Raw genomic sequence first — 17486 nt, forward strand, 5'->3', positions numbered from 1 at the left:
CTCATGTCCTTTTCGGATCATGACCTATCCAACCTGTAGCTCTAACAAAAACATTCTTAATTAACCTATTGTTTAATATTCACTATTTGTTAGTGTGTTTAGGTGCACATTGAGGATGTGTATCACAATTAGTGAATAATAGTAGGAGTTGCGATGAGTATTATAGTGAGACGGTCTGAACCGTCAGATGCGAAGGGAATCAAAGAAATCTACGAATGCACTAATGCTTATACTGGTACGCTGCAACTCCCAAATCCATCTCTGGAAAGCTGGCAAAAACGAATTTCTAATATGCCTGATAACGTGTATTCCTATGTCGCGCTGATCGATGGGGAAATTGTCGGTAACTTGGGAATGGAAGTGTGTATAAACCCGAGAAGGCGTCATGTTGCTTCATTTGGTATGGGTGTTAAAGACGATGTATTAGGCAAAGGCGTCGGTAGTCAGTTACTCGCGACCGCGATCGACTTGTGTGATAACTGGATTAACATCAAGCGAATGGAGTTAACGGTCTATACCGATAACGAAAGAGCGATTAGCCTGTATAAGAAGTTCGGTTTTGTTATTGAAGGGGAGTCTGCGAGTTTTGCTTTTAGAAATGGTAATTATGTCGCGGCTTATCACATGGCGCGATTGATATAGGCACGCCGCTAAAAATCACTGGCAGATAATAAAACGCCACGTTATTTAAACGTGGCGTTTGCTATTTTAGCTCGCGGTGCTTTAAACAGCTTGAGTCGTAGCTGTACTTAAGCCGTTAGTGGCTCTAGGTTCGCAGGGCGGTAGTGTACTGATTTAAGTACTTTACCTTGGCGAATTGTCTTGCCTTCAGATACGAAATCTTCCGCACACTTCGCGATGATGTATTCGCCTTTTTGAACCGCCATCAGCTTGATGTTTTGTTTAGCGTAGAAGGCCTCTGTTTCAGCGTATTCTGCTTCGTTACGACATACTTTGCTCATGTTACTTGAATGTACTTCGTCCCAACAAGGCAGAAAGTCGATTGAACGGTTCTTAGAAACATTCAGCAGCAAGTCGATCAGATAACTGATTGCTAGGTTGTCTTCTACCTTAGCTTGACCAAGGTGAACCAAACGTCCCATCAAAACATAAACGCTGTCTACGATAGCGTCTGCTTGCTCGATTTTAGAGTCAGCTTCTGCAAGTTCTGTCAGTTCTTCGATCGCTAAAGAGGTATGTAGCGTATCGCCTTTTTCATCCATGGTTTCAGGAGCAGCAACAGGCAGATCAAAAGTACTGCGGAACTCTTTAATATCGCGGTAAAGGTGATCGTAGATTTCTTGGTTTAGTTGAGAAAGGGTCATATTCCTATCCATTCTGTTTCGTTAATAGAGTATTTTACCAAAGCTAGGAATAGGGTGCTAACGCAAAGTCGAAGAACTCGACCTTTATTCATTGGATCAATGAGGCATTTTGTACACAAATCCATTGATTATTATACTTTTCTCCCTTTTACTCTTGTTTATATTAGAAATGTTAATGTTGTCACTAACTTCGGCAGCAGTGGGATATCATTATGCACCAAGCTAGTGAAAGCGAAGTTGTTATACGCCGCTTGTATCAAATCACCAACGATTATCGAAAGGGCTTCGATAATCAGATTGCTCAGTTGCTTAATATGGGCCTTGAACGCTTCAACTTAGATATTGGTATCTTATCTAAAATTGATGGTAACACTTACTTTGTTGAACACTGTGTTAAACCTGAAGGTGTTGATCTCCATCGCGGTGATACCTTCGAATATTGTTCGACCTATTGCGAGATTACTTGCAAATCTATTGGCCCTACCTGTATTGAGCATTGTGGTAAACACGATCAGTATGCGACGCATCCTGCGTATCAGTCTTTTGGCCTAGAGTCTTACATTGGCATCCCCATTTTCGTTAATGATGAGCTTTATGGCACCTTAAACTTTTCAAGCCCAGCGGCCTACCATCGTGAGTTCAAAGAGTTCGATATTGATGTTATGAGACTTATGGCCTCATGGATCGAAGTGGAACTCGTTAGAAGACAACAAGAACGAAAACTCAAAGATCTGAATGAGAAACTAGAGTACCAAGCTCTGTACGACCCTTTAACACACTTGCCGAATAGGCGTTGCTTGTTCAAAACGTTGAATGCAGAAGTGGAACAGTTAAAAGGTTCTCTAGGGAAAGGGACCTTGGCTGTTGTGGATATCGATTTCTTTAAGCAGGTCAACGACACTTATGGTCACCAAATGGGTGATGCGGTATTAAAAAAAGTGGCGAATCTGCTGAGCAAGAATACCCAAGAAGGTGAGTTTGTGGCGCGTTTTGGCGGCGAGGAGTTCATTCTTTGGTACCCTAATAGTACACAAAATGGTGTTGAAGATAAGTTAATAGCTCTTTTACAAGAGATAAAGAAAATCACACTGGATCGAAAGCCAGTCACCATATCAATTGGTGCCTGTCATTTTGAGTTGAACACAGGGGATACTAAAGGGGAAAGGATGTCGGCGTTAGATAAGCTAATCAAAGTTGCCGACGAATGCCTGTACATTGCGAAAAAAATGGGCGAGATCAGTTTATTTCTCGTCCATATCATCAAGAATACTCCGGTTCGTAAACCGAAACTGGTTCGTTCTCAGTGTTCAACTGTTTGCAATTAGCTGAATAGATAAGGGAACAATTGACGACGTTCCGCGGGCGTTAAAGATTCAACTCTTGCAATGTTAGTATCAGGAATCGCTTCAGGGTTAGGGTAGTGCTTCAACACTTTCTCCATACTTGCTTCACGAATCAAGTGGTAAACCGGATACGGAGAACGGTTCGTTAAGTTTTCATCGTCTTCTGGATCCGCACCACCAAAGCAATAATCTGGGTGGAACGTTGCAACTTGATAAACACCTTCCCAGTCTTCCTGTTTGATCAGCGCTTCAATCCAATCAATGAACATGTTGTAGTCGAAGAAGTCTTGCAGCATGTTGGGTACAACTACCAATGTCGTCTCTAATTCAGAAACTGGCGTGTTATCTAACTCTACGCAATGCGTCATGATGTCTTCCAACAACGCTTCTTCCGTATTCGCTTCACTCACAAAGATCTTAATCTGTTTATTACGTTGTGGCTTGGCTGCGAATGGACACAGGTTTAGGCCAATAACGACATCATCTAACCATTGTTTGACTTGGTCGTGGATGGTTTGAAGATCTGTGCTTTGAGTGTTCGACATAACAGGTTCCGAAATGAAATTTTGCGTAGGATATCAGAACGGACGTCAATCAAAAGCAATAATTCAATCAGACACCTTACCTTAGTTAAGCTTCAGCTAGCTTAGAGCTCGAGGCTTGAAGTTGTTTCAACTGATAAACCCAAGCAAATATTGCGATATAGAAGATAGAACCGCCTGCAATCACGCCGGTCCAGCCAAATAACTGCCAGCAGTACAAGAGTAAGAACCCGCCCAAGCTTCCGCCAATGTAATAGTGTACAAGGTACAACGCGGTTGCTGTAGCTTTTGCACTCGATGCTTTTTGACTGACCCAAGAGTAGGCAAGGGTATGAGCGAAGAACGCGCCGCCGCTAATCAACAACAACCCTGCTAGCATGAACGGGACCTTATCAACAGCAGAAATCAACATCCCGATTAAGCTGATACATACACCCATTAAGATGCCATTCAGAGGTTCAAAGCGCTGTGTCCATTTGTTGGATAGCTTAGAACTGACAGTACCAGCTAAATAGCATAGGAATATGAGTGACGCTAAACCAACGGGCACGGAGTGTGGCTCAGATACCAACCGGAAACCCATTACAGAATACAGGTTAACAAACAGCGCAAAGTTAGCACCACCAATCAACATCGCGAGCCACAAGGTACGGTTTCTTAAGTGCATGACTACCGAGCGATTGTGGTGAAAGAACAGCCCTTTTTGAGGTTTGAAGTTCTGTTGTTCAGGTAAACGGTAGGCGATAAAGAGCGCACCTAGCAATGAACCGACTACGAAAAATAGAACAGTTGCGTGCCAATCGAAATAGTCTGTGATTAAGCCGCCAAGTACACGCCCAAAGATTCCGCCAAGCGAGTTAGCCGCAATGTAACCACCAATGGCGACGGCAAAGGCTTTGGGGGTTAACTCTTCGACCATGTAGGCAACTGCCACACCAGCGAAAGCCGCGACAGCAACGCCCATGAATGCGCGGGCTATCACGAGTTGCAACAAGGTCGTTGTGAACACCATGCTTAGCCCTATCAATGGGATAGCAAACAGGCTGAATAGAATAATGGGTTTTCGACCAAAGGTTTCAGATGCGATAGCCCAAGGCACCAAACTAATGGATAGCCCGAGTGTCGTAGCGGCAAACAGCCAGTTGATTTGGGTTTCTGATACTTGGAAATGCTCCGCCATGTGCGGCAAAATAGGTTGAAAAAGGTAGAGGTTACAGAAAATGATAAACGAGCCAATCGCTAATGATTGGGTGATTCGTTTGTATTGAGTACTGCCTTTATCAAACATTTGCATACGCCTGTGCGATTAATTAAGTTATTTTTGAACAAGTAATCTATTTGTGAACAAGTTATCAGTACGAAGGTGATTAAAGAAATATATTAAAAATATCACCTCCATATATTTAATGTATTGATATGCTTGAATCAAAACCCCTTCGACATTTTCTGGCCGTTGCTCAGTTTGGTAACTTCACTCAGGCGGCTAAAGCGCTGCATATTGCACAGCCTGCATTGAGTATTTCCATTAAGAAACTTGAACAAACACTGGAGTTAATTCTGTTTCGGCGCGGAGACAAATCCGTGACGTTAACGGAAGAGGGCAAGGTGTTGTTCGAGCATGCCAGGAGGATTTCTCAGCAGTTTGATGACGCTCAGCTTGCGATGAACGAGTTAAAGGGGCTAGAGAAAGGAGAGGTGCGCTTAGGGGCGCCAAGCATGATGGGGAGTTACTTTTTCCCACAGGTGGTGATGGCCTTTAAAAGCCAATACCCAAACCTAAAATTGACACTAATTGATGCGGGTACAGCCTCGATACGCCAGATGCTATTAAGCGGTGAACTCGATATCGGCGTTATCAATCATGAAAATGTGCCTGACGATCTTGAAACCGACCATCTGCTAAGTTCAGAGATGTTAGCCGTTGTAGGCAAAGAGCACCCATTAGCATCACAGCCATCCATCACTTTTGAAGAGTTTTTCGCTCAAGAGCTGATCATGTTTAAGTCGGGTTACTTCCACCGCGATTTCATCGACGCGACTTGCAAAAAATACAATTTGGATATGACCATTGCGTTCGAGACCAACTTGCTACCGATGATTCTTTCCATTGTAAAGCGAGAATTTGCCATCACTGCGCTACTCAGTTTAGTCACTGAGTACGAAGAAGACGTGGTAGGTGTTCCATTTAAAGAGCCTGTAAAACTCAACCTATCGTTGGCTTGGAGAAAAGAAGGTTACCTGTCGAAGGCAGACCGAACCTTTATTTATTTCGTGAAGCAGTATGTGTGATTAGGGCGTGTTGACCTTTCGTGGTTAAATTTTGTTCGAGATAAAAGCGTTTTAATCGCGGCGAGGGGGAAGCAGCCTAGTCATTCTAAGCAAATCCCCCTCAACAAAGAGTAAAACGCCCTAAGTAAGATGAAATAGACAAAACAAAGCCCGCAGATCCTGGTTTGGATCTGCGGGCTTTGTTGTATGGAAGTATGACTAGCTCAAAGCTCGTTATGTGTTCTTTGAGTTATACATCTTATCGAAGTTCTTCTGATTCCATCCGACCATCACTTGGTCGCCGATTTTCAGTACAGGGATAGAGCGAGCACCCATTGCCTGTAATTCTTTACGGCCACGCTGCATCTTTGCGTTCGTTAGGCGGTATTCAATTTTTTTAGAGTCCAAATAGCGCTGGGCATCTTTGCAGTGTGGGCATTTGTCTGCGACATACAATACAACACGTTTCATTTTTACATTCTCTTGCTGAGTCTAGCTCTTGGTGAATCTTGCTAAAGTGTAACGAATCCTAGGTGATTAGAAAAGTGTGATCAGTTACACTATGCGGCTCAAACTTCAAGACCACAACGTATTGTCGTGGCGTAACTTGTACGGTCTTTCAGAATGCATCCTTCTTTACGCTATATCCAAGGCTATCCTAAGCACATTATCGACCCTGTGACTCAACTTGTAGAGTCAGGTAAATTAGTGCCTTGGTTTGAAGCTCGCTATCCAAATAATCATGAAATAAAAAGCGAGAAGGCCTTGTTTGATTATGCGATTGAGATTAAAAATCGCTACATGAAGAAAGCACCACCCATCAACAAAGTGATTTACGACGGGAAGATACACCTAATCAATAATGCATTAGGCCTCCACTCTTATGTTGCGAAGAATCACGGTGGCAAGATCAAATCGAAGAATGAGATTCGTATCGCCAGTGTCTTTAGAAATGCACCAGAACCTTTGCTTAGAATGCTGGTAGTACATGAACTGGCGCACATCAAAGAGAAAGAGCACGACAAAGCCTTTTACCAACTATGTTGTCACATGGAACCGGAATATCACCAACTTGAGTTGGATGCCCGTTTATTCATGATGTATTTAGATTTAAAGAAGTAGCCTAATGAGCCAATCACAAAATAGAACCACGCTAAGCCTGTCGAAAAACAGCGCCTCTGATAAAAACCGTAACAATACGGATTCAAAAGCGGCGGGACAGAATAAAGCCAAGCAAGTTTCTAGTAAACCAACCAATAATAAAGGCGGAGCGGGTAAAGCACCGCTTAAAAAAGGCACTTCGAATAAGAGCGCACCAAAAAGAACAAGCGGTTCGCAAAAGCCTTCAGGCCCGAAACGAACGGGCGGTTTACAACGTAACAAGAATACGGCTAAGCCTGCGGGTAGACTGCACCCAAAAAATCAACACACAGGTCGCTACAACTTCGAGTTATTGGTTGCTGCGTTACCTGAGCTGAAAGAGCACTTGATTAAGAACCCTGTCGGTGAAGATACGATCAATTTCTCTGATCCATTGGCCGTTAAGTTACTTAACAAGGCGCTACTAGCACATCACTATGGCGTTAAGCACTGGGATATTCCCGCGGGTTACCTATGTCCGCCAATTCCAGGCCGAGCAGATTACATTCATAGAGTGGCAGACATCCTTAACAGCGATGGTCAAGGCGAACCTTATAATCACGCTTCTGTGAAGGCGTTGGATATTGGTGTTGGCGCAAACTGTATCTACCCAATTATTGGCACGACAGAATACAAATGGCGTTGTACGGGTACCGATGTTGACCCTGTATCCATCAAAACGGCCAACTTCATTGCAGAAAGTAACGCGAACCTAAAAGGTAAGATCCGAGCGAGATTGCAAGCAGACTCTGAAGCTATCTTTAAAGGTGTGATTAAGGATAACGAACGTTACGATGTCACTATTTGTAACCCTCCATTCCACGGCTCTTTAGAAGAAGCGGAAAAAGGGTCGCAACGTAAGCTTGATAATCTAGCGGCAAACCGAGCTAAGAAAGCAGGTAAGTCATTCAAGCCTGAATCTAAAAAATCGCAGGCGAAAAAAGATAAGCCAACGTTGAACTTTGGTGGTCAAAAAGCGGAGTTATGGTGTCCGGGTGGTGAAGCGGCTTTCATTATGAAAATGGCCAGAGAGAGCCAACTGTTTGCTACGCAAGTACTGTGGTTTACTACGTTGATTTCTAAGAAAGACAACGTTGATATGATTCGTTCAGAGCTTGGTAAGTTAAGAGCAAAACAAGTGAAAGTGGTAGAGATGTCGCAAGGCCAAAAGGTGAGCCGCTTTGTTGCGTGGACCTTTATGGATGATGAGCAGAGACAAGAGTGGATTGCGCTTAAATAACACTTCAATACCAGAAAGTATCTAATAGATTACATAAGAAAGCGGGCTTGTTGTTCATTCAACAAGCCCGTTTTTATATTCCAGCGAGTCTAAGTGGAGAGCAACTCGTCTAATTTGGTTTGGTACTTCTTCTCAAGCGCACTGTTTCCGGCTTTGTTTTCCAGTTCGACCAATATTTGAAGGGATGGAATTTGATAGCCATAGCGCTGGTGGAACTTGAACAGACGAAGCCTCGCGTTATTATAATCTGCTTCACTTACTTCAATCTTTGATAGCTGTAATATCGACTTTGCTCGATTCGGATCGTGGTCAATAGCACGTGTGAAGTAATACTTTGCTTGGTCAGTATTACCGGCTTTAAACGCGCAAAACGCCGCATTCTCATAGCTGGCAGAGACTAAATAATAATAGGGTTGGTCGATGGCTCGGTTGAAGTACTTATCGGCCTGCTCATACTCGCCTTGTTTACACAAAAACGTACCGTAGTTATTCAGTACATTACCGTTTCTTGAATCTAAGCTTAGCGCCTTTTGATATGTGGATCTTGCTTCGTCTACTTCGCCAACTTTTTCATAGTAATGCGCCATAGAGAGTCGTGCTCTGTAATAACTAGGCGCATGCTTGATCGCTAACTCTAGGTTTTCACGAGCTCTAACCATATTGTCTTGCCCCATGTAACCTAAGCCTAACTCAATGCGGGACTCAGACATCGCAATTGGGTCACTTTCTATTTTAGGTGGGCCTTCAGTGATAGAGACGCAGCCTATTAGTGAAAGAGATGTGAATAATATGAAATTTGATAAAAATGACTTGGCAGGCATGTGCAGCTCCTTATGAACACCAGCCCATCATATGGAATCGAATAAGTCGAAGTATTAAATCTGCTATGGAATGCGAGCCACTTACCATAAAAAATCCGCATCCAATTGGCTTTATTATCAACAACCTATTGAATACAGATCTCTATGGCTGACAAAAATAACTTGCCGTTTAATCGTCTTTTGTGAAATTGTCTTCGCTGAAGTGATCCAAATCGTAAGGTGTCTGTTGGTAAACGCAGTAGTTTAGCCAATTTGAAAATAATAAGTGACCATGACTACGCCAGCTAGCAATAGGCTTATTATCTGGATTGTTGTTTGGGTAATAGTTGATAGGGATAACCGGCTCCATGCCTTCACCTAAGTCACGAATATACTCATTATGAAGTGTATGAGCATCATATTCCGGGTGACCTGTTACAAACACGTTCCGCTTGTCTTTCGTTGCTGCCAAATATACTCCCGCCACATCGGAAGTCGCAAGAACATCGAGATCGGTATGCTCGGCTAAGTATTCTTGAGAGAAGTCGGCATAGCGTGAATGAGGCGCTAAGAACGTATCATCAAAGCCACGTAAAATAGGGTGAAATGGGTTATGTATTTCGTGACTGTAAACACCAGACAGCTTGTCTTTACGAGTGCGCTTTGGCAAATCATACAGCAATTTCAAACCAGCTTGAGCTGCCCAACATACATACAGAGTCGACGTAACGTGTTTGTTTGCCCATTCCATGATGGTTTGTAGATGTTCCCAATAGATAACATCTTCAAATTGAACTAAACCAAGCGGCGCACCAGTGATGATCAGCCCATCAAAATTACGACTTTTTACCATCTCAAATTGACGATAAAAGTTATCAAGGTGTTCTGTGGGTGTATTCTTACTTGGCCGGTCGTCGATGCGCAGTAGCTCTACATCTACTTGCAATGGACTGTTTGATAGTAGGCGTAAGAACTGAGTTTCTGTTTCAATTTTCTTAGGCATTAGGTTGAGGATCAAGACTCGAAGTGGACGAATTTCCTGTGTCGATGCTCTTGATAGCGGCATAACAAAAATTTTTTCTTCACGAAGAACATCGGATGCGGGCAATTGGTCTGGAATGCGAATAGGCACAGCTTTCTCCCTAAGTTAGATATGTAGACGTCTATACATCTAAATCTATAATAGTTTGACACGCTTGTCGATATACAAAATGGATAGTTGTAAATTATTTGTGTCTTCTATCAGAAACAATCCGTCGATTTCAAGTCGCTTACCATCATGTCGAACGACTATCCGAGTCGGATATAGGGGGGATTTTTGTAAGTGACGCAAGGTAGTTATCAGAGCAAGCGACGAACATTTAAGATAAACTTACGTTTTCAAATTAGCCTGCAAAGTGATAGATGAAGTTAATACTCATTCGAGGGCTGCCCGGTTCCGGCAAGTCAACAAAAGCGCAAACCTACGATGCACTGCATGTCGAAGCCGATATGTATTTTGTGAATGGTCAAGGAGTGTATCAGTTTGATCCTAGGCGATTACAACAGGCTCATGAGTGGTGTCAGAACACAGTGGAAAAAGGCCTGAAACAAGGGCTAGATGTTGTTGTATCAAATACCTTTATCAAGCAGTGGGAAATGAAAGCCTATCGCCAACTTGCACTCAAATATAAAGCGGACCTGGTTATAGAAGTATGCCGAGAGCAATATGGCACTATTCACGACATTGAACCTTCAGTGATTAAGCGAATGGCGAAAGATTGGCAAGAATAGCCTCGTGCTGCGTGACTTAATGGCACATAGATTAAATTAATAGAACAACTCCAAGGTAATGATTCAAATGGCAAAGCGCTCTGTTGTGGTCGACATGACTTCTTATGGTATCTACTCCACATGGGATTCTAAATCTAAAGATCTTCCCAAAATCCAAGAGTTCACCACCATCGTTGATGCCGAAATTGACGTAGAGTTTGGTTATATTCTGAATATTAAAAAAGCCAAAGGCGAAAAGATCCGCTACTGTATTTATCACCCGAACATCACCACAGACAAAGGCGAAGTGCTAGAACCATTCGATGGTGAAGAGTATGTCGGCAACAACGATTGGGATTTCTATTTAGGCGATACCATTTGGGCTCCAGTCTCAAACAAGCTCGGTAAATGGCGCATGACAGTCGAGCTAAAAGGTAACATCATCGCCGACAAGACATTCGACCTAGTGGCAAAAGATGAAGGACAGTTTTGGAAGCGTAGGGGTTTCTAAGCTCAAAATTCTAGCTATGTTGAAACACAAAAAAGCCGAGTCCAAACTAGACTCGGCTTTTTGATATCAGCTAGATGATGTTCACCATCTAGCTCACAAGTAAGATTATTGTGTTACGTAAGCTATAACAAACTCAGTGATTGCGACCATGTCTTTAACCGCGATGTACTCTTCAGTGGTGTGAACTTTTGCCATCCCTGTAGAAAGGTTAACGGTTGTTAGACCTTTAGCATTAAAGTTGTTTGCATCGCTACCGCCACCTGTACGTTTGGTGTTTGCCGTTACGCCAAGTTTCTCGAATGCCGATTTGATAGAAAGAATATGCGGGTGATCATCTGCAATCACGAATGCATCGTAAGCACGAGTTGATTCGATTTCTACTTCAGCGCCGAATTGTTTCGCGCTTGCTTCGAATGTTGAAATCATATGCTCAACTTGCGCTGTTAACTTCTCACCGTTCAGTGAACGCGCTTCTGCTACTACTTTAAGCTCCGGCATTACGATGTTAGTCGCTTGACCACCTTCAACAATACCCACGTTTGCTGTTGTTTCTTCATCGACACGAAGTAGGTTCATCTTGGTGATTGCGTCTGCAGCCACCTGAATTGCGCTGATGCCTTCTTCTGGTGCCAAGCCAGCATGAGCCGGGCGGCCTTTGATTGTCGCGGTTACCTTCTGTTGACCTGGTGCAGCGTTTACGATCGTACCAATCGGGCCACCTGTATCTAGAACGATAGCGTGCTCAGATTGAATGTAAGACATATCGAAGTTCAGAGAACCGAATAAACCGCCTTCTTCGAATACGGTGAATGCGATTTCGATGGTTTTGTGCGCTTGGTCTTCAGCTTGAATGCAACGTATTGCTTCCATGATAGCCGCGATGCCCGATTTATCGTCGCCGCCTAGAATCGTGTTGCCTTTAGAGCGGATGACGCCGTCTTCAATGATTGGCTCAATGCCAATACCTGGCGTTACTGTATCCATGTGGCAGCTGAATACTGTGCTACCTGGAAGTGTGCCATCTAAACGAGCGTAGATATTGAAACCATTCGACACTTCTGCCGGAACGGCCAGTTTATGTACGTCAAAGCCTAGTTCGCCTAGCTGCTCAGCCAGTGCTTCCGCGATGGCTTTTTCGTTGCGTGATTCACTATCGATTTTCACAAGATCGCAGAAATGGTCGACAAGACGTTGTTCATTAATTTGGGTCATTGTTAATTCTCATTATGTTTCCGCTCGTTCGTCAGAAGTCACGGCTATAGGAACAGGAAAATCACTATAACGCCAATGTGCCAGATGAATGCCTGAGTTAAATCAAGAAAATTGCCTGATTATTCTAATTAGTGAGAATAACCTTGTTCAGTTCGTCGAACTGATAATATTTTAATCTGTGTAGGGCTCGGGTATAATAAGTTTCTAATATGGGTAAACAGCAGTGCTATGATCATTCAATTTGTAACGTTCTTAATACATGAATAAAAACAACGTTTTAGGTTCGTTTCTACTCGTGGTGACCATCAGTGTCGTACTCGGGCTTTATTTACTGTATCCGCTCAATGATGTGGACTTGAGCCCTCCTCAAGCCAACAAAACTTCTGTCTACACTCCAGAAAAAGAACTCTCTCAAACTGAATATGGAAAAAAGTTAATTCATATTCTCGGTTTGTCACGCAGTTCCCCATCTGTTGCAAAACATCAACTTGATCTACTTCGGCCGCCCACTGGCGTTAATGACAAAGCAATATACCAAGCTTATCGACTTATGATTTTGTCGAATGTGGCTCAACATCAACGAGATGCCGACGCCCTGATGGGCTACGTAGAACAAATAAAAGCGTTGTCTGAGCATGAAGATATGTTGTGGTTGAAGTCAGAATTATTGGTTGAATCTGCGATTGAATACCTTAAGGAAGGGGAACTTGCAATCGCTGAAATTGAAATTAGATCCGCGATAGGGGTTGCTGAATCTATTCGTTACGAGCAGTTATTGGTTAAAGCGTATAACACCGCGGGAGCAATCAATAACGTGCGAAACGACTTGCAAGACGCTCAGTACTTTCTCTATAAAGGGCTGCAACTTGGCAAGCAGTATCCAACGCACATTTATAATAGCAAGCTGATGTCGAACATGGCTCTGCTCTACATCTATTTAAAGGATTGGCCGAAAGCCCTGCGTATTATCGATAAAGCAAAAAAGCTCTATTTTAAAAGTGACCTACTTGAAGATGACGCGATTGGCATTCTCTACATAAACGAGGCATTTGTGTACTTAAGCAGTGGTGATGTGACGAATGGCAGAATTGCTTATGAGAAAGCAAAAGCACTCGATAGCAAAAGAGTCAGTGCTCGATACAAAATCTTATTACTGAGAACCTACAGTGACGTACTACTATCAGAGGGCAATTTCAGCAAAGCATTGCAAGTGGCTAATCAATGCCTTCAAGCGCCGAATATTAAGAAGTACACGCTTCAAAACGGGCAGTGTTATCTAAGCCGTGCGTTAGCAAACATTGGACTAGATCAAGATGACGACATATTAGATGATCTTGAACGAGCACGTGCAATCTTTGAAGTGGTAGGGAGCAGAAGTTGGAAGCTGCTAGGCTTAAAAACACTGGCTGAATATTACGAATCTCAGGGCGACTTTGATAGTGCACTGAGTTATTACAAACAATATTATCATGGCAGCAAAGCGCTATTGTTTGATAAAAGGCAGAGTGACATTTTTTTACTAGAACAAGACTATGCAAAGGAGACTCTCGCTAACGAAAATGAATTACTCAATATAGAAAAAGACCTCAACGAGTTGCTGCTTCAAAAGGAACAACTGAGAAACAGAGTTGTGGTGACATTGATTATAATGGTCAGTATTAGTGCTGGATTACTGGCGATTAGACTTCGCAACATTCAAAGTAAAAATAAAGCGCTGGTCACTCAATCTACAACGTGTGCGCTAACGGGTTTATACAACCGACGCTATCTGGAGCAGTTGTTAACTCAGCCAATGCCATTTAATACTTCACGGTTTGGGATCAGTCTCGTCATTCTAGATCTTGACCACTTTAAGCGCGTTAATGACACCTTTGGACATGATGTTGGTGATGAGGTTTTAGTGGAAGTCGCAAGGCGAGTAAAGCAACACTTATTCCCAAATGACGTAGTGTCTCGTTGGGGTGGTGAAGAATTCGTTATACTGCTGTCTGGTTCCATTGATCCTGAGCAACAGTTGAACGTTATCCGTTTAGCCATTTCCGAAACCCCCATTGCTACGCAATCCGGCTCTTTAGATCTCACCACATCGATAGGGGCGTCGATTGGTATTGCTCATGAACAGCTCAATCAAGATACTTATAAGAAGTACCTCAAAGCCGCGGATGATGCATTGTATCAAGCGAAAGAGTTGGGTAGGAATCAAGTTATCATCGCTGAAAGCTGATCGCTTATTAGGAAACAAAAAGTCATTCTGATTTTCTTGAGATAAGAATGATTTATGGAGCTCTTTAGGCTAGCTGATCACACGTTTAGTTAAGTTGATCTGAATTAATCTAGAGTGTCATTTATGATTTGATTAGCAAATAGGAGAGATGTGTTTAGCGTAAGAGCGACCTCTTGGTGATTACAGAGTTCAAAGGTCGTGATTCTGGTTGGCAACTCTCGCTCTTTTGCTTGCCACGTGATGCTTTTCTACATACGCTAGCCACTATCTTAATCCCTATACAGACGTGATTGTGTTGGAAAATGACTAATATCTTTATCGTTGTAATTGTTCTGGTTGTGTTCTTTTACTTTATCCAAAAGTATCTAGTGAAGCATGATGACACCAAAGATCATGCTTATCAGAAAAAAGGGTCGTTGATGTCGGCGCAACAGGCGACATTTTATAACGCACTTAAATCCGCTGTGGGCAATCATGGTGAAGTGTTTGCCAAGGTCAGCATGTCGAACGTTCTTGTCCCCGCTAAGGCTAATAACAAGAAGAATTGGTTTATCGCCAACAACAAAATCTCACGTAGCTACTTTGATTTTGTGGTCTGCGACCCGCGAACGTTAGAGCCTCGCGTAATTATTGAACTTGATAACGGCAAAGAGCTCAACAAGGGAAAGGCCGATCGAGAAAAGCTACTGATTCACGTGTGTAAATCGGCAGGCTTACCACTGATTGGTGCATCTATTAAACACAGCTATCAAGTGAGCCGTTTGAAGCGGTTGCTGGCGGCACACATCGATTTAATTGAACCATCAAAAGAAGTTCGATTCTGTAAAAAATGTGGCAGCCCGATGATCATCAAGTTAGCAAGTCAAGGCGACCATAAAGGTCGACGCTTTTTCACTTGTAGCCGCCAGCCAAACTGTACGTATACCGAGAACTACAATGTGGTGTTCGATGTGGATGACGAATAAAGCAAAGTAGGGCGTACATTGAGTGTGATGCAACTCAACTTTATTTACGTTTTTCGTCTAAAAAAGCAACGCATTGATGCGAATAAGAGCAAACGGTTGATTCAAGTGTAATTTTAACTTGCACCACGATAAATCAGTCGTTAATATCTTTCTCGTTCTAAAGGAATGCGTCCGTAGCTCAGTTGGTTAGAGTACCGCCTTGACATGGCGGGGGTCGGTGATTCGAGTTCACTCGGACGCACCATTCCTTATTTGTTTTTATTGCATAACTATTGAGTTTGTCACAATGGTAGTAATAAGAAATTAGAACATCGCCCGCTTAGCTCAGTTGGTTAGAGTACTTGCATGACATGCAAGGTGTCACTGGTTCGAGTCCAGTAGCGGGCACCACATTATACGAAAGAGCCCACCTAGTGTGGGCTTTTTTGTGCCTATAATTCCTTGTTTTATCAGACTCTTAACCATTTCTTGGTCCCAAGAGATCCCGTGATGTGTTGTAAAATCCACCGTTTAAAGTAATCTCTGAAGTAGTCTTTTAAGATCTAAGCAATTTCGAGGTTACTTCAGGGGGTTACGATGGCGAAAAAGGTACAGCCTTTAACGGCTACTCAAATCAAACAAGCAAAGCCTAAAGAGAAAGAATATAATTTAGGTGACGGTGATGGATTATCATTGAAGATTAAGCCCATAGGAACAAAACTATGGCGTTTTTCATATTATCACCCCATTTCACGAAAGCGCTTGAACCTAGCCTTAGGTAAGTACCCTGATATCTCCCTAGCCAAAGCAAGAACTAAAGCTATTGAGGCAAGAGAGCTTCTTGCAGACGGTATTGATCCAAAAGAGCATCGTGATAATACGCTTAGAACAAAGCAGCTCGAGCTATCAAACACATTGCAAGCAGTATTTGATGACTGGATTGAAGTTAAGAAAACAAGCGTCAAAGAGCAAACGGCTAAGAAATTGAAGCAACGTATTGAGAAGTACCTCTTACCTGACCTAGGTAAGTTTCCCCTTGGTGATATAACAGCCCCTCAAGCGATCAAAACAATTAAACCCATTGCGAACCAAGGTAAATTAGAAACAGTAGGGCGCTTGTGTCGCAACCTCAATGAGATAATGACCTTTGCAGTAAATACTGGTGTGATTGAGCACAACAAGCTTGCAGGCATTGGTAAAGCCTTTGAAACAGCTAAGGTGACCAATCAAGCTTCGTTAACTCCTGATGAACTTCCTGAGCTCCTCAAAACAATCAACTACGCGTCAATTAAACCTATCACTCGCTGCTTGCTAGAATGGCAACTTCATACCATGACAAGACCAACTGAAACGGCCGGGGCACGTTGGGATGAAATTGATAAAGAAAAGATGCTTTGGGTTATTCCTGCTGAAAGAATGAAAAAGGGGAGAGTACATACTGTCCCTTTAACAAAACAAACTCTAGATCTATTAGAAACTATTGATTTCATCACAGGTGATAGTGAATACCTTTTCCCTGCAGACAAAAGTAACAAAAATCACATCAACAAAGAGACAGCAAATAAAGCATTAGTAAGAATGGGCATGAAGGGCAGGCAAACTTCTCACGGTTTACGCGCATTAGCTAGTACCACTCTAAATGAACAGAACTTTGACCCAGACATTATTGAAGCTGCACTTTCTCATGTAGATAGAGATAAGGTAAGAAGCGCATACAACCGTACTGATTACCTTGAGCGTCGTAAAGTTCTCATGGCGTGGTGGAGTGATCATATTGAAGGGGCTGCAACGGGAAGCTTGTCGATGAGTGGTAAAAAGAGCCTTAAGGTTGTGGGTTAGTTGTATGGGAGTGCAAAAGCAACGTATAACTTACATACTTTAACTGTACTAGCTCATACTCGTTCTGACAGCTTTGCTGACAAGTCACGATAAAGTCGTACACACATTCCGTTGGCATCGTGACTCAAAACTGGACAAAATATTCTTACATTCATCACTTAAATTAGAAAAATTCGAATAACTTTTGGTATCGGAAAATTGCTTAGTGAAGTGTCCAGTTCTACTGGAGGGAGCAGAGCACCTTAGAGCCGTTTCTCTTTCTTAAGACTGCGTTAAATCAATCTATCAGAAACTCAATATGCAATTTTGTCACTATTCATTAATGCTGAATAAACAAAGTTCACCT

The 17486-nt window shown here is 42.7% G+C and carries 16 protein-coding genes, 2 tRNA genes and 1 pseudogene; 12 read left to right on the forward strand and 7 right to left on the reverse strand.

The features are described 5' to 3' along the window. Positions 1 to 153 precede the first annotated feature (153 nt). A complete protein-coding gene (locus OCT63_RS07755) occupies positions 154 to 642 on the forward strand; it encodes a GNAT family N-acetyltransferase (RefSeq protein ID WP_060467812.1) in 489 nt (162 codons plus the stop codon). 107 nt (positions 643 to 749) lie between these two features. Here the strand turns inward: OCT63_RS07755 and OCT63_RS07760 are convergent, their stop codons facing one another. Then, positions 750 to 1325: a nucleoside triphosphate pyrophosphohydrolase family protein gene (locus OCT63_RS07760; RefSeq protein ID WP_161672576.1), complete on the reverse strand. Its 576-nt coding sequence runs from the start codon at positions 1323 to 1325 to the stop codon at positions 750 to 752. 212 nt (positions 1326 to 1537) lie between these two features. Here OCT63_RS07760 and OCT63_RS07765 point away from each other — a divergent pair. Continuing rightward, positions 1538 to 2607 (forward strand): annotated as a pseudogene (locus tag OCT63_RS07765) (sensor domain-containing diguanylate cyclase). Between the two features lie 39 nt (positions 2608 to 2646). Here the strand turns inward: OCT63_RS07765 and OCT63_RS07770 are convergent. Then, a complete protein-coding gene (locus OCT63_RS07770; RefSeq protein WP_060467810.1) occupies positions 2647 to 3213 on the reverse strand; it encodes a DUF1415 domain-containing protein in 567 nt (188 codons plus the stop codon). A gap of 85 nt (positions 3214 to 3298) precedes the next feature. Continuing rightward, on the reverse strand, positions 3299 to 4498 hold the full coding sequence (locus OCT63_RS07775; protein ID WP_269983509.1) for an MFS transporter: 1200 nt from the start codon (positions 4496 to 4498) through the stop codon (positions 3299 to 3301). Positions 4499 to 4626: 128 nt separating this feature from the next. Here OCT63_RS07775 and OCT63_RS07780 point away from each other — a divergent pair, with 128 nt between their 5' ends. Then, positions 4627 to 5499, forward strand: coding sequence for a LysR family transcriptional regulator (locus tag OCT63_RS07780; protein ID WP_269983510.1), 873 nt, complete (start codon positions 4627 to 4629; stop codon positions 5497 to 5499). 213 nt (positions 5500 to 5712) lie between these two features. On the opposite strand, the gene OCT63_RS07785 is transcribed toward OCT63_RS07780, so the two are convergent. After that, positions 5713 to 5949, reverse strand: a complete 237-nt coding sequence (locus tag OCT63_RS07785) for a glutaredoxin family protein (protein WP_004734934.1) — start codon at positions 5947 to 5949, stop codon at positions 5713 to 5715. Between the two features lie 153 nt (positions 5950 to 6102). Here OCT63_RS07785 and OCT63_RS07790 point away from each other — a divergent pair, with 153 nt between their 5' ends. Further along, complete coding sequence (locus OCT63_RS07790) at positions 6103 to 6600, forward strand: YgjP-like metallopeptidase domain-containing protein (protein ID WP_269983511.1); 498 nt, start codon at positions 6103 to 6105, stop codon at positions 6598 to 6600. A 4-nt stretch (positions 6601 to 6604) separates the two neighbouring features. Beyond that, the gene (rlmF, locus tag OCT63_RS07795; protein WP_269983512.1) at positions 6605 to 7858 is read left to right on the forward strand and encodes a 23S rRNA (adenine(1618)-N(6))-methyltransferase RlmF; all 1254 of its coding nucleotides are present in this window, start codon (positions 6605 to 6607) and stop codon (positions 7856 to 7858) included. A gap of 89 nt (positions 7859 to 7947) precedes the next feature. On the opposite strand, the gene pilW is transcribed toward rlmF, so the two are convergent. Then, on the reverse strand, positions 7948 to 8679 hold the full coding sequence (gene pilW / locus OCT63_RS07800) for a type IV pilus biogenesis/stability protein PilW (RefSeq protein WP_269983513.1): 732 nt from the start codon (positions 8677 to 8679) through the stop codon (positions 7948 to 7950). 169 nt (positions 8680 to 8848) lie between these two features. Then, on the reverse strand, positions 8849 to 9790 hold the full coding sequence (gene metA, locus OCT63_RS07805) for a homoserine O-acetyltransferase MetA (RefSeq protein WP_161672568.1): 942 nt from the start codon (positions 9788 to 9790) through the stop codon (positions 8849 to 8851). 272 nt (positions 9791 to 10062) lie between these two features. On the opposite strand from metA, the gene OCT63_RS07810 reads away from it, so the two are divergent. Both OCT63_RS07810 and OCT63_RS07815 read left to right on the forward strand, forming a co-directional pair. Continuing rightward, a complete protein-coding gene (locus OCT63_RS07810; protein ID WP_269983514.1) occupies positions 10063 to 10431 on the forward strand; it encodes an ATP-binding protein in 369 nt (122 codons plus the stop codon). A 67-nt stretch (positions 10432 to 10498) separates the two neighbouring features. Next, positions 10499 to 10921, forward strand: coding sequence for a DUF3859 domain-containing protein (locus tag OCT63_RS07815; RefSeq protein WP_048611912.1), 423 nt, complete (start codon positions 10499 to 10501; stop codon positions 10919 to 10921). A gap of 105 nt (positions 10922 to 11026) precedes the next feature. Here the strand turns inward: OCT63_RS07815 and OCT63_RS07820 are convergent, their stop codons facing one another. Beyond that, entirely contained in the window at positions 11027 to 12133 is a 1107-nt protein-coding gene (locus tag OCT63_RS07820; protein ID WP_269983515.1) for a M20/M25/M40 family metallo-hydrolase, read from the reverse strand. Between the two features lie 259 nt (positions 12134 to 12392). Between OCT63_RS07820 and OCT63_RS07825 the strand changes: the two genes are divergently transcribed. The 5 genes from OCT63_RS07825 to OCT63_RS07845 all read left to right on the forward strand — a co-directional run bounded on the left by OCT63_RS07825 (position 12393) and on the right by OCT63_RS07845 (position 17140). Further along, positions 12393 to 14357 carry a tetratricopeptide repeat-containing diguanylate cyclase gene (locus tag OCT63_RS07825; protein ID WP_269983516.1) on the forward strand — a complete coding sequence of 655 codons (1965 nt, stop codon included), beginning with the start codon at positions 12393 to 12395 and terminating at the stop codon, positions 14355 to 14357. A gap of 302 nt (positions 14358 to 14659) precedes the next feature. Further along, the gene (locus tag OCT63_RS07830) at positions 14660 to 15322 is read left to right on the forward strand and encodes a DUF2726 domain-containing protein (protein ID WP_046224114.1); all 663 of its coding nucleotides are present in this window, start codon (positions 14660 to 14662) and stop codon (positions 15320 to 15322) included. Positions 15323 to 15489: 167 nt separating this feature from the next. Next, positions 15490 to 15566, forward strand: a tRNA-Val gene (locus OCT63_RS07835). A gap of 69 nt (positions 15567 to 15635) precedes the next feature. Next, a tRNA-Val gene (locus OCT63_RS07840) sits at positions 15636 to 15712 on the forward strand. A 186-nt stretch (positions 15713 to 15898) separates the two neighbouring features. Further along, entirely contained in the window at positions 15899 to 17140 is a 1242-nt protein-coding gene (locus tag OCT63_RS07845) for an integrase domain-containing protein (RefSeq protein WP_123301321.1), read from the forward strand. The last annotated feature ends 346 nt before the right edge of the window (positions 17141 to 17486 follow it).

The organism is Vibrio sp. RW (assembly GCF_027587105.1).
Taxonomy (GTDB): Bacteria; Pseudomonadota; Gammaproteobacteria; order Enterobacterales; family Vibrionaceae; genus Vibrio; species Vibrio toranzoniae.